Annotated in this window: 24 protein-coding genes; 9 read left to right on the top strand and 15 right to left on the bottom strand. The window is 67.0% G+C overall.

What is annotated here, in order from left to right:
- Positions 1-386: 386 nt before the first annotated feature.
- Entirely contained in the window at positions 387-839 is a 453-nt protein-coding gene (locus G5V65_RS14085; protein ID WP_165051215.1) for an iron-sulfur cluster assembly scaffold protein, read from the bottom strand.
- Between the two features lie 66 nt (positions 840-905).
- On the opposite strand from G5V65_RS14085, the gene hisI reads away from it, so the two are divergent.
- Positions 906-1,265: a phosphoribosyl-AMP cyclohydrolase gene (hisI, locus tag G5V65_RS14080; protein WP_165051213.1), complete on the top strand. Its 360-nt coding sequence runs from the start codon at positions 906-908 to the stop codon at positions 1,263-1,265.
- Positions 1,266-1,352: 87 nt separating this feature from the next.
- Here the strand turns inward: hisI and gluQRS are convergent, their stop codons facing one another.
- The 5 genes from gluQRS to gyrA form a co-directional block, all read right to left on the bottom strand.
- Positions 1,353-2,192 (bottom strand): tRNA glutamyl-Q(34) synthetase GluQRS, encoded by an 840-nt coding sequence (gene gluQRS, locus G5V65_RS14075; RefSeq protein ID WP_165051211.1) that lies wholly within the window; start codon positions 2,190-2,192, stop codon positions 1,353-1,355.
- A gap of 8 nt (positions 2,193-2,200) precedes the next feature.
- A complete protein-coding gene (gene trmFO / locus G5V65_RS14070; protein WP_165051208.1) occupies positions 2,201-3,538 on the bottom strand; it encodes a methylenetetrahydrofolate--tRNA-(uracil(54)-C(5))-methyltransferase (FADH(2)-oxidizing) TrmFO in 1,338 nt (445 codons plus the stop codon).
- An 83-nt stretch (positions 3,539-3,621) separates the two neighbouring features.
- Entirely contained in the window at positions 3,622-3,999 is a 378-nt protein-coding gene (locus G5V65_RS14065) for a DoxX family protein (protein WP_165051206.1), read from the bottom strand.
- A gap of 212 nt (positions 4,000-4,211) precedes the next feature.
- Entirely contained in the window at positions 4,212-4,523 is a 312-nt protein-coding gene (locus tag G5V65_RS14060) for a hypothetical protein (protein WP_165051204.1), read from the bottom strand.
- A complete protein-coding gene (gene gyrA, locus G5V65_RS14055; RefSeq protein WP_165051202.1) occupies positions 4,516-7,239 on the bottom strand; it encodes a DNA gyrase subunit A in 2,724 nt (907 codons plus the stop codon). Before gyrA ends, G5V65_RS14060 begins: the two co-directional genes overlap by 8 nt.
- Before the next feature lie 194 nt (positions 7,240-7,433).
- On the opposite strand from gyrA, the gene G5V65_RS14050 reads away from it, so the two are divergent.
- Complete coding sequence (locus tag G5V65_RS14050; RefSeq protein ID WP_165051199.1) at positions 7,434-7,715, top strand: usg protein; 282 nt, start codon at positions 7,434-7,436, stop codon at positions 7,713-7,715.
- 337 nt (positions 7,716-8,052) lie between these two features.
- Here G5V65_RS14050 and G5V65_RS14045 read toward each other — a convergent pair whose 3' ends face one another.
- Together G5V65_RS14045 and rocF are read right to left on the bottom strand one after the other, a co-directional pair.
- Complete coding sequence (locus tag G5V65_RS14045) at positions 8,053-9,081, bottom strand: ornithine cyclodeaminase (protein WP_165051198.1); 1,029 nt, start codon at positions 9,079-9,081, stop codon at positions 8,053-8,055.
- Positions 9,081-10,007, bottom strand: coding sequence for an arginase (rocF, locus tag G5V65_RS14040; protein ID WP_165051197.1), 927 nt, complete (start codon positions 10,005-10,007; stop codon positions 9,081-9,083). The genes G5V65_RS14045 and rocF overlap by 1 nt, the downstream gene beginning before the upstream one ends.
- A gap of 110 nt (positions 10,008-10,117) precedes the next feature.
- On the opposite strand from rocF, the gene G5V65_RS14035 reads away from it, so the two are divergent.
- From G5V65_RS14035 to G5V65_RS14015, 5 genes are all read left to right on the top strand, one after another.
- Positions 10,118-10,549, top strand: a complete 432-nt coding sequence (locus G5V65_RS14035) for an Lrp/AsnC family transcriptional regulator (protein ID WP_165051252.1) — start codon at positions 10,118-10,120, stop codon at positions 10,547-10,549.
- Positions 10,550-10,774: 225 nt separating this feature from the next.
- Positions 10,775-12,745 carry a heme lyase CcmF/NrfE family subunit gene (locus tag G5V65_RS14030; RefSeq protein WP_165051196.1) on the top strand — a complete coding sequence of 657 codons (1,971 nt, stop codon included), beginning with the start codon at positions 10,775-10,777 and terminating at the stop codon, positions 12,743-12,745.
- 83 nt (positions 12,746-12,828) lie between these two features.
- Entirely contained in the window at positions 12,829-13,272 is a 444-nt protein-coding gene (locus G5V65_RS14025; protein WP_206526804.1) for a cytochrome c-type biogenesis protein, read from the top strand.
- Positions 13,273-13,335: 63 nt separating this feature from the next.
- Positions 13,336-14,112 (top strand): enoyl-CoA hydratase-related protein, encoded by a 777-nt coding sequence (locus tag G5V65_RS14020; RefSeq protein WP_165051193.1) that lies wholly within the window; start codon positions 13,336-13,338, stop codon positions 14,110-14,112.
- Positions 14,113-14,234: 122 nt separating this feature from the next.
- Positions 14,235-14,771, top strand: coding sequence for a DUF2062 domain-containing protein (locus tag G5V65_RS14015; protein ID WP_165051192.1), 537 nt, complete (start codon positions 14,235-14,237; stop codon positions 14,769-14,771).
- Positions 14,772-14,818: 47 nt separating this feature from the next.
- Here G5V65_RS14015 and ilvN read toward each other — a convergent pair whose 3' ends face one another.
- Together ilvN and G5V65_RS14005 are read right to left on the bottom strand one after the other, a co-directional pair.
- Positions 14,819-15,379, bottom strand: coding sequence for an acetolactate synthase small subunit (ilvN, locus tag G5V65_RS14010; RefSeq protein ID WP_165051191.1), 561 nt, complete (start codon positions 15,377-15,379; stop codon positions 14,819-14,821).
- Positions 15,380-15,459: 80 nt separating this feature from the next.
- A complete protein-coding gene (locus tag G5V65_RS14005; protein WP_165051190.1) occupies positions 15,460-17,214 on the bottom strand; it encodes an acetolactate synthase 3 large subunit in 1,755 nt (584 codons plus the stop codon).
- Between the two features lie 428 nt (positions 17,215-17,642).
- Between G5V65_RS14005 and gstA the strand changes: the two genes are divergently transcribed.
- Positions 17,643-18,245: a glutathione transferase GstA gene (gstA, locus tag G5V65_RS14000; RefSeq protein ID WP_165051189.1), complete on the top strand. Its 603-nt coding sequence runs from the start codon at positions 17,643-17,645 to the stop codon at positions 18,243-18,245.
- A gap of 58 nt (positions 18,246-18,303) precedes the next feature.
- Here the strand turns inward: gstA and G5V65_RS13995 are convergent, their stop codons facing one another.
- From G5V65_RS13995 to G5V65_RS13975, 5 genes are all read right to left on the bottom strand, one after another.
- Positions 18,304-19,215 carry a calcium/sodium antiporter gene (locus G5V65_RS13995; RefSeq protein WP_165051188.1) on the bottom strand — a complete coding sequence of 304 codons (912 nt, stop codon included), beginning with the start codon at positions 19,213-19,215 and terminating at the stop codon, positions 18,304-18,306.
- A 181-nt stretch (positions 19,216-19,396) separates the two neighbouring features.
- The gene (locus G5V65_RS13990; protein ID WP_165051187.1) at positions 19,397-20,236 is read right to left on the bottom strand and encodes an arginyltransferase; all 840 of its coding nucleotides are present in this window, start codon (positions 20,234-20,236) and stop codon (positions 19,397-19,399) included.
- Positions 20,237-20,350: 114 nt separating this feature from the next.
- On the bottom strand, positions 20,351-20,800 hold the full coding sequence (locus tag G5V65_RS13985) for an RDD family protein (RefSeq protein ID WP_394352246.1): 450 nt from the start codon (positions 20,798-20,800) through the stop codon (positions 20,351-20,353).
- Positions 20,801-20,871: 71 nt separating this feature from the next.
- Complete coding sequence (locus G5V65_RS13980; protein ID WP_165051185.1) at positions 20,872-21,324, bottom strand: DUF2852 domain-containing protein; 453 nt, start codon at positions 21,322-21,324, stop codon at positions 20,872-20,874.
- Between the two features lie 286 nt (positions 21,325-21,610).
- Positions 21,611-22,081: a YbaK/EbsC family protein gene (locus tag G5V65_RS13975; protein ID WP_165051184.1), complete on the bottom strand. Its 471-nt coding sequence runs from the start codon at positions 22,079-22,081 to the stop codon at positions 21,611-21,613.
- A gap of 102 nt (positions 22,082-22,183) precedes the next feature.
- Between G5V65_RS13975 and G5V65_RS13970 the strand changes: the two genes are divergently transcribed.
- Positions 22,184-24,970: a [protein-PII] uridylyltransferase family protein gene (locus G5V65_RS13970; RefSeq protein ID WP_165051182.1), complete on the top strand. Its 2,787-nt coding sequence runs from the start codon at positions 22,184-22,186 to the stop codon at positions 24,968-24,970.
- Positions 24,971-24,984: the final 14 nt, after the last annotated feature.

Genomic DNA, 24,984 nt, shown 5'->3' with positions numbered 1-24,984 from the left:
CCCCCATGTCTGGGGGAGGGAGTGTTCTTGATATGAACGCGAATGTTCTTAAAAAGTTCTTTACACGAGTCGAGAATTATGAGAACAAATCAGCAACAAGTCATGGAGGGTGACGATGCTGACGGATATGAAGGACATTCTTTCCCGCTCTCGCGCGACGGTGATCGAGGATACGATCGGGGTGGTTGCGCTTTTCTCCATGCTGGTGCTGTCGCTGCACCTGTTTTCTGCCTGAGTTCTGCCTGCGCTTTCGGTTCCACGTGCCTGTCCCCAAGCGGCACCCGGATGGCAGCCCTGCCCATCCGAAGAACGAAACGCCACTGACCGCCGCCGTCGCAGGACGTGCGGCGGTTTTTTTCATGGCCAGGTTAAGGGCAGGTTGACGATCAGACCGCCGCGCGGGCCTTGAGCGCCTCGTCCATGGCCGCAAGGGTTGCGTCGAGGGCGAGGAGGATGGAGGCGTGGCGGTTGGCATAGTCGCGGGCGGGGAGCAGCACTTCCAGCCCGTCGAAGGGGGCGGCGGGGACAGCACCGCCGCGCTTGAGCATGGCTTCGAGTTCGGTGCGGGCCGTGGCGATCTCGTCCCGCGAGCGGCCGATCACGACGCGGGCGGAGACGGAGGCAGAGGCCTGACCCAGCGCGCAGGCCTTCACGTCCTGCCGGTAATCGGCGATACGGTCGCCGTCGAGCGTGACGTCCACGGTGACGGTGGAGCCGCAGAGGGGAGAGCGCTTCCTGGCTGTGCCGTCGGGATTGGGCAGGCGGCCCGTCAGCGGCATGTCGGCGGCGAGTTCGAGGATGCGGCCCGAATAGAGCTTGACGAGATCTGTGTCGCTCATGGCTTTTCCTTTTGCGGCATCCCTCTTAGATAGACCCCTCTGACGCCCCTGCCAAGGAGAGGACCGATGTCCTTTGACCCCGCAAGCCTAAAGTATGATGCCAATGGGTTGATCCCCTGCATCGCGCAGGACCCCGTGTCGGGCGAGGTGCTGATGATGGCGTGGATGAATGCCGAGGCCGTGGCGCGCACGCTGGAGACGGGGCGCGTGACCTATTGGAGCCGGTCGCGGGCGGCTTTCTGGGTGAAGGGCGAGACGTCGGGCCATGTGCAGCGGCTGGTGGAACTGCGGGTGGATTGTGATCGGGATTGCCTTCTGGCGCTGGTGGAGCAGGAGGGGCCGGCCTGTCATACGAACCGGCGATCCTGCTTCTACACGGCGGTTCGGGATGGGGGCGAGGTGGTGCTGAGCGCGCCGATGGCGTGAGGGAAGGGGGCGCTCGCGCCCCGTCTTGGTGCCATGCGCCAATTCACCCGCATCGAGGATATTTGAGAATGGATGAAGCGGCAGGGGTCAGAGGCCTGTCATGCGGCGGATGTCCTGCGGGGTGGCGCCGTCGGCGCGGTATTTGGCGATGGCGCGGGCATCGTCGCGTTTGGCGAGGCGTTTGCCCTGGTCGTCGCGGATCAGGCGGTGGTGGTGGTAGAGGGGGGTCGGCAGGCCGAGCAGGCGTTGCAGGATGACCTGAACGGGGGTGAAGTCGAAAAGGTCTTCGCCGCGGATGACATGGGTGATGCCCTGGTCAGCATCGTCGAAGGCGGAGGCGAGGAAATAGGCGACGATGTCTTCGCCCTTGCGCGACAGGACCACGTCGCCGATCTGCGACAGGGCCTTGGCGCGGTCGATCCGGTGGGGGCCTGCATGGGCGGGGCCGGTTTCGGTGAAGGAGGGCGCGTCGGGAAGGGCGTCGAGGGCGGCGGCGAGGTTCAGGCGCAGCGCGTCGCCGGGGCGGCGGTCTGACATCGGGCGGTGGCGGCAGGTGCCGGGATAGACGTTGAAGGCCACGCCTTCCTGCGGGGCGGAGAGGGCCGCGCGGATATCGGCGCGGGTGCAGGCGCAGGGGTAGAGGAGGCCGCGGTCTGCCAGCGGTTCGAGGCGGGCGTTGTAGGCGGCGATCTTGTCGGATTGGCGGTGGATGGGGCCATCCCATCTGAGGCCGAGCCAGCGCAGGTCTTCGACGATCTGCGCTTCCCATTCGGGGCGGCAGCGGTCGAGGTCGGTGTCTTCCATGCGCAGCAGGAACGCGCCGCCTGCGGCGCGGGCCATGTCATGGGCGAGGATGGCGGAATAGGCGTGGCCGAGATGCAGGGGGCCGGTGGGAGACGGGGCGAAGCGGGTGCGGAATGGCGCCATCGCGGGGCCTATTGCGCGGCGAGCCAGCGGGTGAAGCTGTCCTTCGCGCGGTCGGTATAGGCCTTGTAGCGGTCCTTGCGGCCGCGGCGGCCGCCCTTGGCGTCGATCGGGGGGAAGAGGCCGAAATTGACGTTCATGGGCTGGAAGGTCTTGGCATCCGCCCCGCCCGTGATGTGGGTGATCAGCGCGCCCATCGCCGTGTCGGGCGGCGGCGGGGGCAGGTCGCGGCCGAGGATCTGGCTTGCTGCCATGCGACCGGCCAGCAGGCCCATTGCGGCGGATTCGACATAGCCTTCGACGCCCGTGACCTGTCCCGCGAAGCGCAGGTTGGGGCGGGATTTCAGGCGCATGCGATCATCCAGCAGCGTGGGCGAGTTGATGAAGGTGTTGCGGTGGATGCCACCTAGGCGCGCGAAGGAGGCGTTTTCAAGGCCCGGAATGGTTTTGAAAACAGCGGTTTGCGCGCCATATTTCATCTTGGTCTGGAAGCCGACGATGTTGTAGAGCGTGCCGAGTTTGTTGTCGCGGCGCAGTTGCACCACTGCATGGGGTTTGACGTCCGGGCGGTGCGGGTTGGTCAGGCCCACCGGCTTCATCGGGCCGAAGCGGAGGGTTTCGCGGCCGCGTTCGGCCATGACTTCGATGGGAAGGCAGCCGTCGAAATAGCCCGCCGTCTCGCCTTCGTGGAATTCGGTTTTTTCGGCGGCCAGCAGGGCGTCGATGAAGGCGTCGTACTGGGCCTTGTCCATCGGGCAGTTCATGTAGGCGGTCTGTTCTTCGACCGTTTCGCCCTTGTCGTAGCGGGACTGCATCCAGGCGACGGACATGTCCACCGTCTCGGCATAGACGATGGGGGCTATGGCGTCGAAGAAGGCGAGGTGTTCGGCACCCGTTGCCGCGCGGATGCTTTGCGCAAGCGCGCCGGAGGTGAGGGGGCCGGTGGCGATGATCCAGTGGCCTTCGGTGGGGAGGTCGGTGATTTCCCCATCCTCGACCGTGATCAGGGGATGGTTGCGCAGGGTGCGGGTGACGGATTCGGCGAAGGGGTCGCGGTCCACGGCCAGCGCGCCGCCTGCGGGCAGGCGGTGGGCGCGAGCGGTTTGCATGATGATCCCGTCGGCGGCGCCCATTTCCCAGTGCAAGAGGCCCACTGCGTTACGTTCGTCATCATCGGAGCGGAAGGAGTTGGAGCAGACCATTTCCGCAAGGTGCCCCGTGCGGTGGGCGAAGGTGCCGACGGTGGGGCGCATTTCGTGGATCACGACGCGGACGCCCATGCGGGCGGCCTGCCAGGCGGCCTCGGACCCGGCCATGCCGCCGCCGATGATGTGGAGTGTATCGCTCATGGCGAGGGATTTAGGGGGTTTGGGGGGAAAGGGAAAGCCCCTCACCCCCGCCCTCTCCCCCTCGGGGGAGAGGGAGTGGCGCGTCAGGCCTTGTCGAGGGCGAGTTTGCCCGGGCCGTGGATGGCGAACATCAGAAGGCCACCGGCGATGGCGAGGTTCTTGAGGAACATGGCCATCTGCATCTGGTCAGCAGGGGCGAAGTGGTAAAGGACGCCCGCCACCACGCAGAAGGCGGCGGTGGCCAGCGCCACGATCCGGGTCTGGTAGCCGATGATCAAGAGGAGGCCCACGGCGATTTCGAAGATCACGGCAGGCCAGGCGAGGAAGGCCGGAAGGCCGCCGGAGGCGAGGTAGCCCGAGAAGCCTGCGACATCGCCCAGCTTGCCGAGACCGGCAAGAAGGAAGAGGAGGCCGATGAGAACGCGGCCGACGAGGGGGCCGAAGGTGGAAAGTGCTTGCATGGTGGGTGTCCTGTCCCGGTTCGTGCTGCGATCCCGGCTTCGAAGGCCGGTCGGCGAGGTGCTAACATTCCCTTCAGATGCACGAAATAGAGACTGGCGCGCGGGTGCTGTGCGCTGATGCAGGGGGCGTGCTTGCTCTGCGAGCAAGATAGCGGGCGAATTTTCTGCGAAAATTCAGGGGTATGGCGAGAGGGGTCACCATGCGTGTGCAATCAGGATCTTTGTGGAGGATCCTGCCAGAGGCGGCCGCGGGTTTCGCTGACATAGCTGGCCGGGTCGGCGGGGTGGATGCCGAGTGCGGCGAGTTTCAGGAAGAAGCCTTGCGCGGGCAGGCCGTTGGAGAGGCGCCCCTCCATCAGCGCCGCGCGCTGGGGGCGGCCTGCGGCGGCGTCTTCTTCCATCAGGCGTTCGAGGGCGGCGGTCAGGTCTGCGACGCGCCAGCCCAGATCGCGGGCCAGCGCGCCGTAAGTTATTGTCTTCCCTTGCGCGGCAAGGTCGGCCAGCCGCGCGGCAAGGTCATTCATCGCCCTGTTCGGCGACGCGGGCGACGGAGACGACCTCTTCATCCGCGCCAACATTGAAGACCTTCACCCCGCCTGCGGAGCGGGAGCGGAAGCTGATCTGGTCCACGGGGACGCGGATCGACTGGCCGGTGGAGGTGGCGAGCATGATCTGGTCGGACATTTCCACGGGGAAGGAGGCGACGAGCTTGCCGCCGCGCATCGCGCCGTCCATCGCCTTGACGCCCATGCCGCCGCGACCGCGCACGGGGTAGCCGTGCGAGGAGGAGAGCTTGCCCGAGCCGCCTGCGGTGATCGTCAGGATCAGGTCTTCGGCGGCGGACATTTCGGCGTAGCGTTCGGTGGACAGCTGGCCGACCGCTGCGGTGACGCTTTCTTCATCATCGTCAGCCTCGGCGTCATCGTCCACCGCGCCTGCCATGAGGCGGCGTTGTTTCAGATAGGCTTCGCGTTCTTCGGGGGTCGCTTCGAAATGGCGGATGATGGCCATGGAGACGACCTTGTCACCCTCTGCCAGCCGGATGCCGCGCACGCCGGTGGAGCCGCGCGATTTGAAGACGCGGATTTCGGTGGTGGAGAAGCGGATGGCGCGGCCGCCTGCCGTGACCAGCATGACGTCGTCGTTTTCATCGGCAATCGCCGCGTTCACGAGGGACACGCCTTCCGGCAGCTTCATCGCGATCTTGCCGTTGCGCATGACGTTGGTGAAATCGCTGAGGTCGTTCTGCCGGACGTCGCCGTCAGAGGTTGCAAAGACGATCTGGAGGTTGGCCCAGTCTTCCTCGGGCACGTCCACGGGCATGAGGGCGGCGATGGAGACGCCGGTTTCGATGGGCAGGATGTTGACGATGGCCTTGCCCTTGGCCGTGCGACCCGCGAGGGGGAGGCGCCACGTCTTCATCTTGTAGACCATGCCGTCGGTCGTGAAGAAGAGGAGGTGGGTGTGCGTGTTCGCCACGAAGAGCGTGGTGACGACGTCGTCTTCCTTCGTCTGCATCGAGGACAGGCCCTTGCCGCCCCGGTTCTGCGACCGGAATTCGGCAAGCGGCGTGCGCTTGATATAGCCGCCGGAGGTGATGGTGACGACCATGTCTTCGCGTTCGATGAGGTCTTCATCCTCCATATCGCCGGACCAGTCCTGGATCTCGGTGCGGCGGGGGACGGCGAAGGCGGCTTTCACTTCGCGGAGTTCGTCCGAGATGATGGCCATGATGCGGTCGCGGGACGACAGGATTTCGAGGTAATCCTTGATCTTGGCGGCGAGGTCTTCGAGTTCGTCGGTGACTTCCTTCACGCCAAGTGCTGTGAGGCGTTGCAGGCGGAGGTCGAGGATGGCGCGGGCCTGAGCCTCGGAGAGGTTGTAGGTGCCGTCGTCGTTCATCGTGTGCGACGGGTCGTCGATCAAGCGGATATAGGCCGCGATGTCGGCGGCGGGCCAGCGGCGGGTCATCAGTTTCTCGCGCGCCTCGGCGGCATCGGCAGAGGCGCGGATGGTGCGGACGACTTCGTCGACGTTCGACACGGCGACGGCGAGGCCACAGAGGATGTGGCTGCGTTCGCGGGCCTTGCGGAGTTCGAAGGCTGTGCGGCGGGCCACCACTTCCTCGCGGAAGGTGATGAAATGCGTGAGGAAATCGCGCAAGGTGAGTTGTTCGGGGCGGCCACCGTTCAGCGCCAGCATGTTGCAGCCGAAGGAGGTTTGCATGGGCGTGAAGCGGTAGAGCTGGTTCAGGACGACATCGGGCGTGGCGTCGCGTTTCAGTTCGATCACCACGCGCACGCCGATCCGATCGGATTCGTCGGCGACGCCGGAAATCCCCTCGATCTTCTTGTCGCGGACCATTTCGGCGATCTTTTCGATCATGGCGGCCTTGTTCACCTGATAGGGAACCTCGTCCACGATGATGGCGAAACGATCCTTTCTGATTTCTTCCACCCGCGTGCGGGCGCGGATGATGACGCTGCCGCGCCCTTCGAGATAGGCCTTGCGCGCGCCGGAGCGGCCAAGGATCACCGCGCCCGTGGGGAAGTCGGGGGCGGGGATGATGTCCATCAGCGCCTCGGTCGAGAGATCGGGATTCTCGATCAGCGCAAGCGTGCCGTCGATGACTTCGCCAAGGTTGTGGGGCGGGATGTTGGTCGCCATGCCGACCGCGATGCCGCCTGCGCCATTGACCAGCATGTTGGGAAAGCGGGCGGGAAGGACGGTGGGTTCGCGGTCCTTGCCGTCGTAATTGTCCTGGAATTCAACGGTTTCCTTGTCGATATCGGCAAGGAGGAAGGCGGCGGGTTTGTCCATCCGCACTTCGGTATAGCGCATGGCGGCCGCTGCGTCGCCGTCCATCGAGCCGAAGTTGCCCTGACCGTCGAGGAGTTTCAGCGACATGGAGAAGGGCTGCGCCATGCGCACCAGCGCGTCATAGATCGCGCTATCGCCGTGGGGGTGGTATTTCCCCATCGTGTCGCCCACCGGCCTTGCGGATTTGCGATAAGGTTTGTCGTGGGTGTTGCCGGATTCCTGCATCGCGAAAAGAATGCGGCGGTGGACCGGCTTCAGCCCGTCGCGCAGGTCGGGGATGGCGCGGGAGACGATCACGCTCATGGCGTAGTCGAGATAGGCGGTCTTCATCTCGTCCGCGATGGAGACCTGGGGGCCGTGCCAGGGGTTCCGGGGGGCGGAATCTTCGGTGTTTTCAGGGGTTTCCGGGGTATCGTTCACGTGAGCCTCTGACTTCCGGCGCGGGGCCTATATCTTGTTGCGGGCGACCTTACACCATCCTGCATATGGGGTGCAATGCGGGAAGGGGTGGGGTTTTGGCAGCAGGGGTGGATGAGTGCCAACATATTGAAATCGTTGCCAGATCGCGCGAATCGATGCAGCCTTTCCACAGGGGGGCAAGCATGGAGGCGCGCATGGCTTCACTGGACGGGCGCAGCGAGACGGAGTTGATGCTGCGGGGATATGGTCTGACGACGGCAGAATTTTTCTACCGGATGCCGGATTATCGAAATGTTCTCAATACCTTCGTGTGGCAGCACTATGATCTGGCGCCGGATTATCCGGAACTTTTCCGCTTCATCGAATTCTGGCAGGAAAAGATCGAGGGGCCGCTGCATTCGGTGCGATTCACCCATCGCAAGCTGATCTCGCCGGGTGAGTGGCGCAATGTCGTGGGGGAATTCCGGCTGCATTGATCGGGGCGGGGGGCGGGGTGAACCCCGCCCTACGGGAAGGGAGCGGCGGGCGGGGTGAACCCCGCCCTACGGGAAGGGTGCGGCGGGCGGGGTGAACCCCGCCCTACGGGAAGGGTGCGGCGGGCGGGGTGAACCCCGCCCTACGGGGCAAATTTCGCGTGCAGCGCGCGGTGCAGATGGCCGGTGCAGCAGGGCGTATGCACGCGGCGAACGGTGGGTTAGGGGCTGCTTGATGCCCTGCCTGGCGCCATTGGCCGGTCGCCGGGGGGTTGACACCCCCGGACCCCCGTCGGGTATCTGGTCCGAGACGAAGGGGCGCGGGGTTGGCCCGACAAGATCAGGCGGCGCGGAGCAGCATGCCGAAGAGATCGCGGGGATCGTCGGGATCGGCGATCATGTCGAGGTCTTCGTAGAGGCCGGTTTCCGCGAGTTTGGAGCGGATGTAGTTCAGGGCGGAGAAATCCTCGATCGCGAAACCCACGGAGTCGAAGAGGGTGACTTGGGCGGGGTCGGTGCGGCCCGTGGCGCGGCCTGCGATGACCTCCCAGAGTTCGGTGACGGGGTGGTCGGGGGGGAGTTGCTGGATTTCGCCTTCGATGCGGGTCTGGGGCGGGTATTCGACGAAGATCGACGAGCGGGTGAGGATGTCGCGGTGGAGTTCCGTCTTGCCCGGGCAGTCGCCGCCGACGCCGTTGATGTGGACGCCTGCACCCAGCATGTTGTCGGACAGGATGGTGGCGTTGGTCTTGTCCGCCGTGACGGTGGTGATGATCTGCGCGCCGAGGATGGCGTCTTCGGCGGTGCGGCATGGCGTGACGGTGAGGCCTGTGCCTGCGAGGTTCTTCGCGCATTTGGCAGTGGCTGTGGGGTCGATGTCGTAGAGGCGCACTTCGGTGAGGCCGCAGACGGCCTTGAAGGCCAGCGCCTGGAATTCCGCCTGCGCGCCGTTGCCGATGAGGGCCATGGTGGTGGCGCCGCGCGGGGCGAGCCATTTGGCGGCCATGGCGCTGGTCGCCGCTGTGCGCAGCGCGGTGAGGATGGTCATTTCCGACAGCAGCACGGGGTAGCCGGTTTCGACATCGGCCAAGAGGCCGAAGGCGGTGACGGTCTGCAGCCCGCGCTTCATGTTGGAGGGGTGGCCGTTGACATATTTGAAGCCGTAGGTCTGCCCGTCGGAGGTGGGCATGAGTTCGATCACGCCCACGTCGGAATGGGAGGCGATGCGGGGTGTCTTGTCGAACTGGCCCCAACGGAGGAAGTCGGTTTCGATTGCTGTGGCGAGGTCGGTCAGCATGCGCTCCACGCCGATGCGGTGGACGAGTTTCATCATGCGGTCGACGGAGACGAAGGGGACGAGATTGAGCATCACATATGGCCTCTGGTGGGGCGGTCGAAGACCTTGCGCCCCATGAGGGAGGCGACGAGGTCGACCATCAGGCGGGCGGTGCGCCCGCGTTCATCGAGGAAGGGATTGAGTTCGACGAGGTCGAGCGAGGTGACGAGGTCGGATTCATGGAGGAGTTCCATGACCAGATGCGCCTCGCGGAAGGTCGTGCCGCCGGGGACGGTGGTGCCGACGGCGGGGGCGATGGAGGGATCGAGGAAATCCACGTCGAGCGAGACGTGGAGCATGCCGCCCGCCTTGCGCACGCGGTCGAGGAAGGCGCGGAGGGGGGCGACGATTCCCGCCTCATCCAGCACGCGCATGTCGTTGATGGCGATGTCATGGGTGAGGAGGGCGGCATGTTCCGCCGGATCGACGGAGCGGATGCCGTAGAGGCAGATGTTCTGCGGCGGGATCGGGGCCGGGAAGGGGGGGAAGGCGTCGAAGCCGTCGCGGCCGGCGATATAGGCGACGGGTGTGCCGTGCAGGTTGCCGGAGGTGGTGGTGAGGGGGGTGTGGAAATCGGAATGGGCGTCGAGCCAGAGGAGGAAGAGGGGGCGATCCTGACGCCTGGCGAAGGCTGCCGCGCCTGCGACGGTGCCGAGGGCGAGGGAGTGGTCGCCGCCCAGGATGATGGGCAGGCCGTTCTGCGAGAGGGCGTCATCGACACGGTCGGCAAGGATTTCGGTCCAGCCCACGGTTTCGGGCAGGGAATGGACGGCGGGGTTGGGGCAGGTGAGGGGCTTGAGGTCGGGCAGGGCGACATCGCCCCAGTCCTGCAGCCCGTGGCCGAGGTCGCGGATGGCCTGCGCGAGGCCCGCCACGCGATAGGCGGCGGGGCCCATGAGGCAGCCCGGATAGCGTTGCCCGGAATCGATGGGGGCGCCGATGAGGATGGCGTTGGGCATGGGAAACTCCTTCGTTCGGGGCAGGGTGTTACCGGGTTGCGGCGAATCCTAGCGTTGTTATGGTCGATCTGGACAGGGGTTTGCGCGGATCGGCGGAGAAATTGGCCATGATGGACGATGTTGACCAGCGGTTGATGGCGGAGTTGCGGCGCGATGGGCGGGCGGCGCTGTCCGATCTGGCGGATCGGCTGGGGCTGAGCCGCGCCACGGTGCGGGCGCGGATGGAGCGGTTGACGGTGAAGGGGGAGATTGCCGGGTTCACCGTGGTGACGCGGGGGGATGTGACGTCGTCCCCGGTGCGCGCGCTGATGATGATCGGGATCGAGGGGCGCGGGGGGGAGAAGATCATGGCGCGGCTGGGGGGGCTGCCGCAGGTGCAGGCGGTGCATTCGACCAATGGGCGCTGGGATGTGATCGTGGAATTGGGGACGCAGACTTTGCTTGAGCTGGACGAGACGATTCACCGGATCCGGGCGATGGAGGGGGTCACCGTGTCGGAGACGAACCTTCTTCTGTCCACGCGGAAGGCGGGGCGGCGGTAGGGGGCGACCCCCACCCCCGGCCCCTCCCCCGTGAAGGACGGGGGAGGGGAGGGCGCCCTTGGGCGGCCCGGGGTGGGGGTGGTGCCGTTGGAATTGGGTATTTGGGCCAAGATGAAGGGCCGGGGCGATCAAGCCTGCGTCAGGGCCTGCGACGCGGGGGCGCATCCCCATTGGAGCGGGCGCGGTTTGGGCCTATGGTCTGGCGCAGAGACCGGGAGGGCCAACATGATCGTCGAGCTTGGGCATTTCGCGCTGATCCTTGCGCTGGCGGTGGCGGTGATCCAGTCCATCGTGCCTCTGGTGGGGGCCGAGCGGCGCAATGCGGCCTGGATGGCGGTGGCCGATCCGGCGGCGGTGGCGCAGTTCCTGCTGGTGGGCTTTTCCTTTGCGGCGCTGACCTATGCCTTCGTGGTTTCGGATTTCTCGCTGTCGCTGGTGGTGAGCAATTCGCATACATTGAAGCCCATGCTCTACAAGATCTCGGGTGTCTGGGGGAACCATGAGGGGTCGCTGCTGCTTTGGGTTCTGATCCTTGCGCTGTTCGGGGCCTGCGCGGTGTGGTTCGGGGGGAATCTCCCGCCGCAGCTGAAGGCGCGGGTGCTGGCGGTGCAGGGGATGATCGGGGTGGCTTTCCTTCTGTTCATGCTGCTGACGTCGAACCCGTTCCTGCGGCTGGCGATCCCGCCGCTGGACGGGCAGGATCTGAACCCGCTGTTGCAGGATCCGGGATTGGCGTTCCATCCGCCGTTCCTTTACCTGGGCTATGTCGGGCTTTCGATGTCGTTCAGTTTCGCGGTGGCGGCGCTGATCGAAGGGCGGGTGGATGCGGCCTGGGGGCGCTGGGTGCGGCCATGGACGTTGGTATCCTGGGTGTTTCTGACCATCGGCATCGCGCTGGGATCCTGGTGGGCCTATTACGAGCTGGGCTGGGGCGGGTTCTGGTTCTGGGATCCGGTGGAGAATGCCTCTTTCATGCCCTGGCTGATCGCGGCGGCCTTGCTGCATTCGGCCATCGTGGTGGAAAAGCGCGAAAGCCTGAAGGCCTGGACGATCCTGCTGGCCATCCTTGCCTTTGGCTTTTCGCTGATCGGGACGTTCATCGTGCGGTCGGGCGTCATCACATCCGTGCATGCCTTTGCCAATGATCCGGAGCGGGGGGTGTTCATCCTGCTGATCCTTGGCGTCTTCATGGGGGGCGCGCTGACGCTGTTTGCGGCACGCGCGGGGGCGATGGAGGCGAAGGGCGTCTTCGGCATGGTCAGCCGCGAAAGCGCGCTGGTGGCCAACAACATCCTTCTGGCGGTGGCGGCCTTCGTGGTGTTCTTCGGGACGATCTGGCCCCTGGTGGCGGAGCTTCTGTTCCAGCGCAAGCTTTCGGTGGGCGAGCCCTTCTTCAACGCGGCCTTCTCGCCCTTTGCGGTGGCGCTGGCGATGCTTTTGCCGCTGGGGGCCATGATGCCCTGGAAGCGGGGCGATGCGGGGCGGGCGATGCGGCCGCTCTGGCCCTTGCTGCTTTTGTCGGTGGCGCTGGGGGCGCTGGTCTGGGCGATGCAGACCGGGCGCAGCGCGCTGGGCCCGGTGGGGGTGCTGCTGGGGATCTGGGTCGTCGGCGGCGCGCTGGTCGATCTGTGGACGCGGACGGGGCGCGGCGCGATTTCGGGCCGCCTGGCGCGGCTGGCGCGGTTGCCGCGGGCCGACTGGGGCAAGGCGGTGGCGCATGGGGGGCTGGGCGTCACGGTCTTTGCCGTGGCGGCGATGCTGGCCTGGAAGACCGAGGATATCCGCGTGGTGCAGGTGGGGGGGAGCTATGCTCTCGGCCCCTATGAGGTGACGCTGGTCGATGTGCGGGAGGTGCAGGGGCCGAATTTCCGATCGACCACCGCCGAGATGCTGGTCCAGCGGGACGGGCAGGAGGTGGCGCGGCTCTTCCCCGAGAAGCGCATCTATCCCGTGGCCGGAATGCCCACGACCGAGGCCGCGATCGACTATGGCCTTTTGCGCGATGTCTATCTGGTGATCGGCGATCCGCAGGAGAATGGCGGCTGGGCGGTGCGATCCTATATCGAGCCCTTCGCGAACTGGCTGTGGGCGGGCTGTCTGCTGATGGCCTTCGGCGGCGTGCTGAGCCTGACGGACCGGCGTTATCGCGTGGCGGCCGGGGCGCGGCGCGCGCCTGCGGGGGTGCCTGCGGAATGAGGGGGGGCGCGAAGCTGTTCGGGGGGGGCGGCGGGCTGAAGCCCGCCCTACGGCCCGCCCTACGGCCCGCCCTGCAATCCGCCCTGCGGGTTGCCCTGATCGTGGCGTCGGTCTGGGCGGCGCCCGTTCATGCGGTGCAGCCCGACGAGATGCTGGCCGACCCGGCGCTGGAGGCGCGGGCGCGGGACCTGTCGAAGGGGCTGCGCTGTCTGGTCTGCCGCAACGAGAATATCGACGATTCCGATGCGCAACTGGCGCGCGACCTGCGGATCCTGCTGCGGGAGCGGCTGCTGGCGGGCGACAGCGACGCAGAGGCGGTGGCCTTCCTGGTGGAGCGCTATGGCGAATATGTGCTGCTGAACCCGCCCGCGACGGGGGCCAATATCCTGCTCTGGGTTGCGGGGCCCGCCATGCTGCTGGCCGGGGCGGGGATCGCCTTTGCCACCTTCCGCAGGCGCGGCCAGGCGGCGGTGGAGGATCTGAGCGAGGCCGAGAAGGCCCGGCTGGCGGAAATCCTGAAGGAGTGACGCCGGGTCGGGCTTTTCCTTTGCCCATCGCCCGTTAGGGTGGGGCAAAAGGGAGGCTTTGCCATGTCATACCAGACGATCACGGTGGCGGTGGAGGGCGGCGTGGCGACGGTCACGCTGAACCGGCCGGAGGTGATGAACGCGCTGTCCTCGCTTCTGCGGGCGGAGCTTCTGGAGGCCTGGCAGAGGGTGGAGCGCGAGGCGCGCTGTATCGTGCTGACGGGGGCGGGGCGGGCCTTCTGTTCGGGGCAGGATCTGCAGGATGCGATGGCGCTGGGCCAGATGGACCTTGGCCGCGTGCTGGCCGAGGAATATGAGCCGCTTTTGCGCGCGATCTATGATTGCCCGGTGCCGACGATTGCCGCGGTGAATGGCGCGGCGGCGGGGGCGGGGGCCAATCTGGCGCTGGCCTGCGATGTGGTGATCGCCTGCGAAAGTGCATCCTTCATCCAGGCTTTCACGCGGATCGGGCTGATCCCGGATGCGGGGGGCACGTACTGGCTGCCGCGTCAGGTGGGGATGGCGCGGGCCATGGGGGCGGCGCTGTTTGCCGAGAAGATCGGCGCGCGGCAGGCCGCCGATTGGGGGATGATCTGGGAGGCGGTGCCGGATGAGGCCTTCGCTGCCCATGTGTCGGGGCGGGCGGCGGCGCTGGCGCGGGGGCCGGGCGCGGCCTATCGGCTGGTCAAGCAGGCCCTGCGGGCGAGCCCAGCCAACGGGCTGGAGGCGCAACTGGCGCTGGAGGCACGGCTGCAGGCCGAGGCCGGGGCCACGGCGGATTTCCGGGAAGGCGTCGCGGCCTTTCTGGAAAAGCGCCCGCCTCGGTTCGAGGGCCGGTGAGACAAATCTGCGGCGGATGGCAGCTTTTCACCCTTTGCTTACCTTTTGGCGGTTGAGTGGCGGGGATCCGATCCCCATCCTTGAGGGAAGGTCGGTGTGGCCGGGGCCGGAGAAGGGGCAGAATGCGCGATTGGCTGAAAGGGTTGGGACGTCTGCGCCATTCCCTTGAGGGGAACCGCGTGCTGCGGCCGGTGGCCCACTGGCTTTCGGCGCCTTCGATCTGGCATGTCAGCCGGCGCAGCGTCTCGCGCGGGGTGGCGGTGGGGCTGTTCTGCGCCTTTGTCCTGCCGGTGGGGCAGGTCTTTCTGGCGGCGGTGATCGCCGCCTTCACGCGCAGCAACCTGATCACGGCCAGCCTTGCCACGCTGGTGACCAATCCGCTGACGATGCCGCCGGTCTGGTACATGGCCTGGTGGGTGGGGCGCGGCGTGCTGGGCCCGACGACCGAGATCCGGGATGCGCTGGAAGAGGGGCCGGTTGCGGCAGGCTTTCTGGCGGGGCTGTCTGATGCCTCGTTGCAGACGGCCTGCGGGTTGCTGATCTTTGCGGTGGCATCATCCGTGCTGGGCTATGTGCTGGTGCATCTGACATGGTCGGTCACGGCGGCGCTGAAGATGCGGCGCAGACGGCTGCGGCGGCTGGCAGCGGGGCAGGCCTGAGGCCGCCCCCCGCCCGGCATGCGGGGGACGCTTGCCGTTGGGCCGGATCAGGCGCCGCGCGACAGGGCGGCCACGCCGGTGCGGGCGATTTCCCGCAGGCCGAGGGGGCGCATCAGATCGGCGAAGGCGTCGATCTTCTCGGGCGTGCCGGTCATTTCGAAGATGAAGCTTTCCAGCGTGCTGTCCACCACATTGGCGCGGAAGATCTCGGCCAGGCGCAGCGCCTCGATCCGGGCATCGCCCTTGCCTGCCACCTTGAACAGTGCCAGTTCGCGCTGCACGGCGGGGCCTTCGGCGGTCAGGTCATGCACCTCGTAGACCGAAACGATGCGGCCGAGCTGCGCCTCGATCTGGTCGATCACGGCAGGCGTGCCCGAGGTGACGATGGTGATGCGCGAGCGGTGGCCGGTGTGATCCACCTCGGCCACGGTGAGGCTGTCGATGTTGTAGCCGCGGCCCGAGAAGAGGCCGATGACACGGGCCAGGACGCCGGGTTCGTTCTCGACGATGATGGCGAGCGTGTGGCTTTCCTCGACCTGCGAATGGCTGTCGCGAAGATCATAGGCGGAATGGCTGGTAGAGCCCTTCTTGATGTTGAGCGCGGACATCCGTCACTCCCTTTTCTGGCGTTTGCTTGTCGTGCTGAGGGGGGTCCGGGGGGGCGGTTGCCCCCCCGGTGCGATGGGGGTCAGACCAGAACCGCGCCCTTGGCGCCGATGACGCCCTGGGTATCTGCCTCGCCCAGCAGCATCTCGTTATGCGGCTTTCCGCTCGGGATCATGGGGAAGCAGTTCTCGTGCTTTTCCACGAGGCAATCAAAGATCACCGGGCCGTCGTAACGGATCATCTCCATGATCGCATCGTCGAGATCCCTGGGATCGCTGCACTTGATGCCCTTGCAGCCAAAGGCCTCGGCCAGCTTCACGAAATCGGGCAGGCTTTCGCTCCAGCTGTGCGAATAGCGTTCGCCGTGCAGCAATTCCTGCCACTGGCGCACCATGCCAAGGCGTTCGTTGTTCAGGATGAACTGCTTGACGGGCGCGCGGAACTGCATGGCGGTGCCCATTTCCTGCATGTTCATCAGCCAGGACGCCTCGCCCGCCACATTGATCACCAGCGCCTCGGGATGGGCCACCTGCACCCCGATCGAGGCGGGCAGGCCATAGCCCATGGTGCCCAGGCCGCCCGATGTCATCCAGCGGTTCGGATCCTCGAAACCCAGGAACTGCGCCGCCCACATCTGGTGCTGGCCCACCTCGGTGGTGATGTAGCGATCCATCCCCTTGGTGAGCGCCTCGAGCCGTTGCAGGGCATATTGCGGCTTGATCGTCTTGTCGCTGTTCTTGAAGGCCAGGCAATCCACGGCCCGCCATTCGGCGATCTGCTTCCACCATTTCTCAAGCCCGGCCTTGTTCGTGCGCGCGCCGCGTTCCTTCCACAGGCGCAGCACCTCGCGCAGGACTTCGGTCACATCGCCCACGATCGGCACATCGACGCGGATCACCTTGTTGATCGAGGACGGGTCGATGTCGATATGCGCCTTGCGCGAATGGGGCGAGAAATCCTTCACCCGGCCGGTGATGCGGTCGTCGAAGCGGGCGCCGATGTTGATCATCAGGTCGCAGCCATGCATCGCGAGGTTGGCCTCATAGAGGCCGTGCATCCCCAGCATGCCCAGCCAGTTCTTCCCCGAAGCCGGGTAGGAGCCGAGGCCCATCAGCGTGGAGGTGATGGGGAAATCCGTCTCTGCCACCAGATCGCGCAGCAGGGCGCTGGCGGCGGGGCCGGAATTGACCACGCCGCCCCCGGTATAGAGGATGGGGCGTTCGGCGGTTTCCATCATCTCGACCAGGCGCAGGATCGCCTCGGGGTCGCCCTTGGTGCGGGGCTGATAATGCTGGAGGCGGGTCTTCTCCATCGGCGTATAGGTCGCGGTGGCGAATTGCACATCCTTGGGGATGTCGATCAGCACCGGGCCGGGGCGGCCCGAAGTCGCCACATGGAAGGCCTGATGGATGGTTTCCGACAGTTTCGCCGTGTCCTTCACCAGCCAGTTGTGCTTGGTGCAGGGGCGGGTGATGCCCACGGTATCGGCCTCCTGAAAGCCGTCGGTGCCGATCATGAAGGTGGGCACCTGGCCGGAGAGGACAACCAGCGGGATGGAATCCATCAGCGCGTCCACAAGGCCCGTCACGGCATTGGTGGCGCCGGGGCCCGAGGTCACCAGCACCACGCCCGGCTTGCCGGTCGATCGCGCATAGCCTTCGGCCATATGGACCGCGCCCTGTTCGTGGCGGACGAGGATGTGGCGGATGTCGTTCTGCTGGAAGATCTCGTCATAGATCGGCAGCACCGCCCCGCCGGGATAGCCGAAGACGACATCGACCCCCTGATCCTTGAGGGCCTGAACCACCATCCGTGCGCCGGTCATCTGTTTCGTCATCTGCCTTCACCCTTCCGTGGGGCCTTTCGCCCCGTCATCACGTCCACCGCGCAAGAAAAAGCCCCCGGCGTTCCGTCCGGGGGCGCATGGGAGCCATATGGCAAGCGTCACCGCCCCATGCGCCATCGTCCAACTACAGCAAGATTGCCGGACATCGCCCATCTCCTTGTCGACGGGGCGGACACTAGGGCGGGCTTGTGGGGGCGTCAACCGCAAAAGCGGGCCTAAAGTGTCGCGGTGGGGGCAAAAATTGTAATTTCATTTCAAATGGTGGCGGCTGGACGCAATGTCCGGAAATATCTGCGGTGATGCACAGGCGATCCTGCAAGGATGAGTCGGCTTTCCACGTGCCTTCGGGCGCGGCTTCTGCTTTGGAAGGGGGCAAGGGGCGGCAAGGTGCCGCCTGCTTGTGACAAAGGGTGATGAGGATGAAGCTCTACTTCTCTCCGGGGGCCTGCTCGCTGGCCTCGCATATCGTGCTGGCCGAAAGCGGCGCGGAGTTTTCCATCGAGCGCGCCGATATCCGCGCCAAGACAACCGAAAGCGGTGCGGATTTCGCCGCGATCAGCCCGCGCGGCGCGGTGCCGGTGCTGGTGCTGGCGGATGGCGAGGTGCTGACCGAGGGCGTGGCGATCATGCAATATGTGGCCGACAGCGTGACGCCGGGCAGGCTGCCTGCGCCGGGCACGCTGGCGCGCGCGCGCCTGCAGGAGGCGCTGAACTTCATCTCGACCGAGGTGCACAAGACCTATTCCCCCTTCTTCCGGGGGCTGGAAGGGGCGGCGCGAGATGCGCAGATGGCGCTGCTGGAAAGCCGTCTGGCCCTGGTCGAGGCGCGGCTGGGCGATGGGCGCGCCTTCCTGCTGGGCGAGGATTTCACTCCGGCGGATGCCTATCTCTTCACGGTGACCAACTGGTCCAAGGGCATCGGCCACGATCTTTCCGCCTTCCCGAAGCTTGAGGCGCTGCGCGCCCGCGTCGCGGCGCGGCCTGCCGTGCAGGCGGCGATGAAGGCGGAAGGCTTGATCTGAAGAGACAAGGGGGGTGCGGGGGGTGCGGTTGCACCCCCCGCTGCCCGTGACGGGGCCGTCAGCCCATCAGGAAGACATAGCCACCATAGGCCGCCAGCAGGAGGATGCCCGCGATTCGGGGCAGGCCGCCCAGCACGAAGGCGAGGATCGTCAGGCCAATGGCTGTGCCCGCGACCCAGGGCATGTCGATCGCGGCAAAGCGCGGATCGGCGGGGATCGGGGTGATCAGGGCGGTGAGGCCCAGAATGCCGAAGATGTTGAAGATGTTGGAGCCGACGACATTGCCCACGGCAATCTCCGTCTGCTTTCGGATCGCGGCGATGACGGAGGTGGCGAGTTCCGGCAGCGAGGTGCCGACGGCCACGATCGTCAGGCCGATCACGGCCTCGGAGATGCCATAAGCGCGGGCGATCTCGGTCGCGCTGTCCACCAGAAGCCGCGCGCCGATGACCAGGACGACAAGCCCGCCCAGCGTCATGCCCCAGGCCTTCCATTGCGGGATGTCGCCGAGATCGGCCTCCTCCTCTTCGGTCTTGCCGGTCAGGAAGGCGGTGGCGAGGAAGACGATCAGGCCTGCAAACAGGATGCCGCCTTCGGCACGCGTCACCGTGCCGTCAAGCAGCATGACCCAGATCGCCCCGGTCGCGGCCAGCATGAAGGCCAGATCGCGCCAGAGCTGGCGGGCCGGGATCAGCAGCGCGGCGATGGTGGCCGAGGTGCCGAGGATCAGCAGGATATTGGCGATGTTCGATCCCAGCACATTGCCGATGGCGATGGCGGGCTGGCCCGCAAGGGCCGCCTGCACCGAAACCAGCAGTTCGGGGGCCGAGGTGCCGAAGCCCACGATGGTGAGGCCGATCACCATGGGGGAAAGGCGGAAGTGGCGAGCCACGGCGCTGGCCCCCCGGACGAGGTATTCGCCGCCGAAGAACAAGGCCACGAGGCCAACGACAAAAAGAAGATAGGTCATGCTTTTTCCCTGCTGTCGGCCCGTCGGTGACGGGCCCCTTGCGCCCCCCCCAAATCGTGTGCGGTTTCCGGAAGACAAGGGGGCAGGGCGGGAAAAGATCGCGCTTCGGCCGGTTTTGTCGGGGGTGGCGTGGCGCGCGGGCCACGCTTCGGCCGGGCGGCGGGGGCCGTTGCGCCCGGGCTCAGCCCTCGCGCGGGACGCGGGTATCGGGCAGCGATATCCGCGCCACCTGTTCGGCGATGGGATCGACGGAGAGCGGGTGCAGTTCGGCCTTGTGATCGGCGGGATCGCCGATGTCCTGCCATCGGCCGGCCTTGTAGATCTCCAGCGCGTTGAAGCCCGCCTTGTAGCCCATCTTGCGGCTGCCCGGCACCCAGTAGCCGAGATAGACGTAAGGCAGCCCCGCCTCGCGCGCGATGGCGATGTGGTCGAGGATGACATAGGTGCCCAGCGACAGGTCGGTCAGGGCCGGATCGTAGAAGCTGTAGACCATCGACAGGCCGTCATCGAAGACATCTGTCAGGCAGACGGCGGCCAGCGGGCGGCCGCGTTCGCCGGGGCCTGCGGGGCGGGTATATTCGATGACCCGGCTCTTGATCGGGGTTTCCTCGATCATCGCGGCGAATTCGAAGATGTCCATGTCGGCCATGCCGCCATCGGCGTGGCGCGTGTCGAGGTAGCGGCGGAAGAGCGAGAACTGGTCTTCGGTGGCCCAGGGGCTGGTGGCGTTGCGGCGCAGATCCTCGGCCCGTTTCAGGACGCGGCGCTGGGTGCGGCGGGGTTCGAAATCCGCCACCCGGATGCGCGCGGACAGGCAGGCCGAACATTCCGCGCAGGAGGGGCGATAGAGCACGTTCTGGCTGCGGCGGAAGCCCTGCTTGGACAGGGTGTCGTTCAGCTTTTGCGCATGTTCCCCCTGCAGCGCGGTGAACAGCTTGCGTTCCATCCGCCCGTCCAGATAGGGGCAGGGTTGCGGAGCCGTCACATAGAACTGGGGCGCGATGGGAAGGGTGTGGCGCATCTGGCGATCATCATGGGGAACGGCACAACCCTAGCAAGGGTCGTGCCGGTCGCCAAGTCGGGAATCCGGCATTTTCCGGGCCTTTGCTGCCGATTTGCGCCTTGGCCCGGGCGATCAGGCCGCGCGGTTGATCGCGACCGAGCCGAGGACCATGTCGGTCAGGCCCTGGCCGCGGCGGCTGATCAGCATCAGCGCGACAGACAGGATCTGCGGCAGCACGAAGGCCATGGAGAGCGAATAGCCCAGCGTGTGCAGGAAGGCGGTGGCGGCATCGAAGCGCTGGCCGTAGCGATCGAGGAATTCGACCGACATCAGCCGCATCCCCCAGGTGGCGGAATCGCCCGACATCGTGATCCAGCGGTAGAGAAAGCCCACCGTCAGCCAGACCAGCGGCAGGATGAAGAGCGCGGTCAGCGCGGTGACAACGGCCACCAGCGCCACGATCAGCGTGACGAGGATCGTGTCGAGGATCCAGGCAAAGGCACGTTTGGCCGCGACGCCGCGGTAGAATTCGGCATGGCGGTCGGGATCGGGTTGGGCATGGGCCAGATCGTCGGTCATCATCATCGCGGGTTCCGGTGGATGGGGGGAAGGTGGCCCTTGCGGGCCACCGTTGCAAGTGCGGCAGGACGAGATCAGGCCTGTGCCGGGGGCAGGGGCGCGGCTTCGGGGCGCGGCGCGCGGGCGCGCTCGTCCATGAAGGCGTCGAATTCCTGCTTGTCCTTGGCTTCGCGCAGGCGGTTCAGGAAGCCTTCGAAGGCGGCCTGTTCGTCTTCGAGACGGCGCAGGGTTTCGGCCTTGTAGGCGTCGAAGGCGCTGTTGCCCGAAGAGGCGCGGACGCGGTCTTCGCCCCAGCGGGCGCGGCGGGCGGTGCGGCAGGTGGATCCGAACATGTCTTTGCTCCAGCGGTTGGTGACGGTCATGTAGGCGACGAGGGCAAGGCCCAGGGGCCAGAAGAAGATGAAGCCCAGCACCATGGCGGTGATCCAGGCCTTGCGGCCATGGTCATCGAGCCAGGCTTCGGCCCGGCGGGGCCAGGAAAGGAGGCCGCCCGGAAGGCGCTGGGCGGCGGTGGGGTAGCTGTTCATCGGCGGTCTCCCGTTGCGAGGTTGATGTGAATGTCTTTCACATGAGGGAAGATGTGGTGGCGCAGGGCACGCTGCAAGGGGGTATGTTAAAATAATTTACATGCGGAGCGGATGCCGTCCCGGCGGTGATCCTGCGGCGCGCGGGCGGGGCCCGCGCAAGCCGTTTCTCCCCACCCGCGCCCTGCGGCGCGGATGGGGCCCCGTGAAGGGGCATTCCGCCCCCTCTTGCCGCGTGCCGCGGCAATTCACCCCCTGAGGGTATTTGCCGCCAAGATGAAGGGCCGGGTCAGGCGGTGAAGGGGGCGAGGGTCGCGCCGGTGAGGCGATGCAGATCTGCGGGGGCGATCGGAAAGATGTGGCGCGGCGTGCCTGCGGCGGCCCAGACGAGGGGAAAGTCCATCAGGCGCGGATCGAGCCAGGTGGGCAGCGGCGTCAGGTGCCCGAGGGGGGCCACGCCGCCGATGGCGAAGCCTGTCACGGTGCGGACGGTGTCGATATCGGCGCGACCCAGCGCTTCGCCCGCGAGGGCAGTGGCGCGGGCGGGATCGACCCGGTTGCCGCCCGCGGTGAGAAAGAGGAAGAGCCGGTCTGGCGTGGCCCCTGCGAAGAGGATGGATTTCACGATCTGGTCGAGCCCGCAGCCCGCGGCGGCGGCCGCCTGTTCGGCGGTGCGCGTTTCGCCCGGCATTTCGAGCGGGGTGATCTGCAGGCCGGCCGCCCGAAGGGCGGCGGTGACACGGGCGAGGCTTCTGCTCATGCGGGCTCCTGTCCTTTGGCCGGGTCTAGCCTGCGGGGCGGGGGTTGGGCAATGGGGCGGGGCTTCGTTGACCCTGCCGGGCGGGCGGTGCAGGGTGCGGGCATGACAGATGCATCCTTTTCCGCCCGCACGAGCCGTTCCCCCCTTGCCCATGACGCCGAGGCCGCCGCCGATGTGGCGCGGGCCTTTGCCGATCTGGGCCCGGAGGCGGCCGGTCTTCTGGCGGCGACGGCGGGGTGCAGCCCGTTCCTGAAGGGCCTGATGGGGCGCGAGGGGGACTGGCTGCGCGAGGCGCTGGCCGGGGCGCCCGAGGCCGCGCTGGAGGCGGTGCTGGCAGCCCCCGCGCGCGCCGAGGGGGCCGAGGCGCTGGGCGAGGCGTTGCGGCTGGCCAAGCGGCGGGTGGCACTTCTGACGGCGCTGTGCGATCTGGGCGGGGTCTGGCCGCTGGAGATGGTGACGGGGGCGCTGACGCGGTTGGCGGACCTGTCGGTCGATCTGGCGATCCGTGTCCTTGTGGCCGAGGAGATCCGGCGGGGCAAGCTGCCGGGGGCCGTGCCGGGGGATGAGGTGACGGGCGCGGGCATGGTTGCGCTGGCCATGGGGAAGATGGGGGCGGGGGAGTTGAACTATTCCTCGGACATCGACCTGGTCTGCCTGTTCGACGAAACGCGCTATGGCGATCAGGCGGGTGAGGCGCGGGCCTCCTTCATCCGCGTCACGCGGAAGATGGCGGCGATGCTGTCGGATCTGACGGCGGGGGGCTATGTGTTCCGCACCGATCTGCGGCTGCGCCCCGATGCGGCGGTGACGCCGGTCTGCCTGAGCATGGCGGCGGCGGAGAGCTATTACGAAAGCGTCGGGCGGACATGGGAACGGGCGGCCTATATCAAGGCGCGGCCCTGTGGCGGCGATCTGGCGGCGGGGGAGCGGTTCCTGCGGGCGCTGACGCCCTTCGTCTGGCGCAAGCATCTGGATTTCGCGGCGATCCAGGATGCGCATGACATGCGGCTGCGCATCCGCGAGCATCGGCAGTTGAACCGGCCCCTGACGGTGGAGGGGCATAACATGAAGCTGGGCCAGGGGGGTATCCGCGAGATCGAATTCTTTACCCAGACGCGGCAGTTGATCGCGGGGGGGCGCGATCCCGATCTGCGCGACCGCACCACCGTGGGGGGGCTGGCGGCGCTGGCGGCCAAGGGCTGGATCCCGGCCGAAGTGGCGGGGGAGTTGACCGAGCTTTACCGCGCCCATCGCGAGGTGGAGCATCGGTTGCAGATGGTGGGCGATGCCCAGACCCATGACATGCCGGTGACGGCGGAAGGCGTGGCGCGCATCGCGGCCTTTTGCGGCCAGGACGAGGCAATGTTCCGGGCGGGGCTTCTGGACCGGCTGGCGCGCACCGATCGGCTGACCGAGGGCTTTTTCGCACCCGGCGAGACCGAGGCCCTGCCCGAGCTTTCCGACAGTGCGCGGCGGATCGTCGATGGCTGGTCGCATTACCCGGCGCTGCGGAGCGAGCGGGCGCAGGCGATCTTTCGCCGTCTGCGCCCGGCGCTGCTGAAGCGGCTGATGCGCGCGGCCAATCCGGATGAGGCGCTGGTGGCGCTGGACGGGTTCCTGGCGGGGTTGCCTGCCGGGGTGCAGCTGTTCTCGCTCTTCGAGGCCAATCCCGCGCTGATCGACCTGATCGTCGATATCGCCGGAACCTCGCCCGCGCTGGCGCGGCATCTGGCGCGCAATGCCGGGGTGCTGGACGGGGTGATCGGCGGGTCGTTCTTTTCCGCCTGGCCCGGGGTGCGGGTGCTGGCCGAGGCGATGGCCGCGGCCATGGCGGCCGAGCCGGATTACGAAAAGAAGCTGGGCGTGGTGCGGCGGGTGATGAAGGAATGGCATTTCCGCGTCGGCGTGCATCACCTGCGCGGGCTGGTCGATGCCTTTCAGGCGGCCAAGGAATATGCCGATCTGGCCGAGGCGGTGATTGCCGCGCTCTGGCCTGTGGTCTGCGCGGAATTCGCGCGCAAGCACGGGCCCTTGCCGGGGCGGGGGGCGGTGGTGATCGGGATGGGATCGCTGGGTGCGGCGCGGCTGAATGCGGGATCGGACCTGGACCTGATCGTGATCTATGATGCGCAGGGGATCGAAACCTCGGACGGGGCGCGCCCGCTGGCGACGCGGCCCTATTACGCGCGGCTGACGCAGGCCTTTGTCACGGCGCTGACGGCGCAGATGCCGGAGGGGCGGCTTTACGAGGTGGACATGCGGCTGCGTCCCAGCGGGCGGCAGGGGCCGGTGGCGACCTCGATCCAGTCCTTCACCAGCTATCAGGAGAGCGAGGCCTGGACCTGGGAACACCTCGCGCTGACGCGGGCGCGGGTGCTGGCGGGGCAGGGCGAACTGGCGGCCGAGGTGGAGGCCTTTCGCCGTGCGCTGCTGCCGGAAAAGGGGCGGGGGTCGAAGGTGCGGCAGGACGTGGCCGAGATGCGGGCGCGGCTGCAGGCGGCAAAGCCCGCGCGGGGGGCCTGGGAGGCGAAGAACGGCCCCGGCCGGCTGATGGATATCGAGCTGATGGCGCAACTGGCGGCGCTGCTGTCCGGTTCGCCCGCGCGTGGGGTGGAGCGGCAGCTGGAAGCGGGGCGAAAAGGGGGAATCCTGTCGGATTCGGACGCGTCGATGCTGTTGGATGCCTACAGGGTGCTGTGGCGGTTGCAGGCGGGGACGCGACTCATCACCGATGAGGTGCTGGAGCCGGAGCGGCTGGGTGAGGGGGCGCGCGCCTTCCTCTTGCGCGAGACGGGGGAGGCCGGGGCCGAGGCGCTGAGCGCGCGGCTGGATCTGGTGACGGGGCTTGCCGCGGGGGTGATTGCGGCCCATGTGGGCGATGGGGGCTGAAATGGGGAGACGGG

Source organism: Paragemmobacter kunshanensis, from assembly GCF_011059185.1.
Classification (GTDB): Bacteria; Pseudomonadota; Alphaproteobacteria; order Rhodobacterales; family Rhodobacteraceae; genus Paragemmobacter; species Paragemmobacter kunshanensis.
Note: the sequence above shows the minus strand (reverse complement) of the source record. Positions and strands in the feature narration are given on the sequence as shown.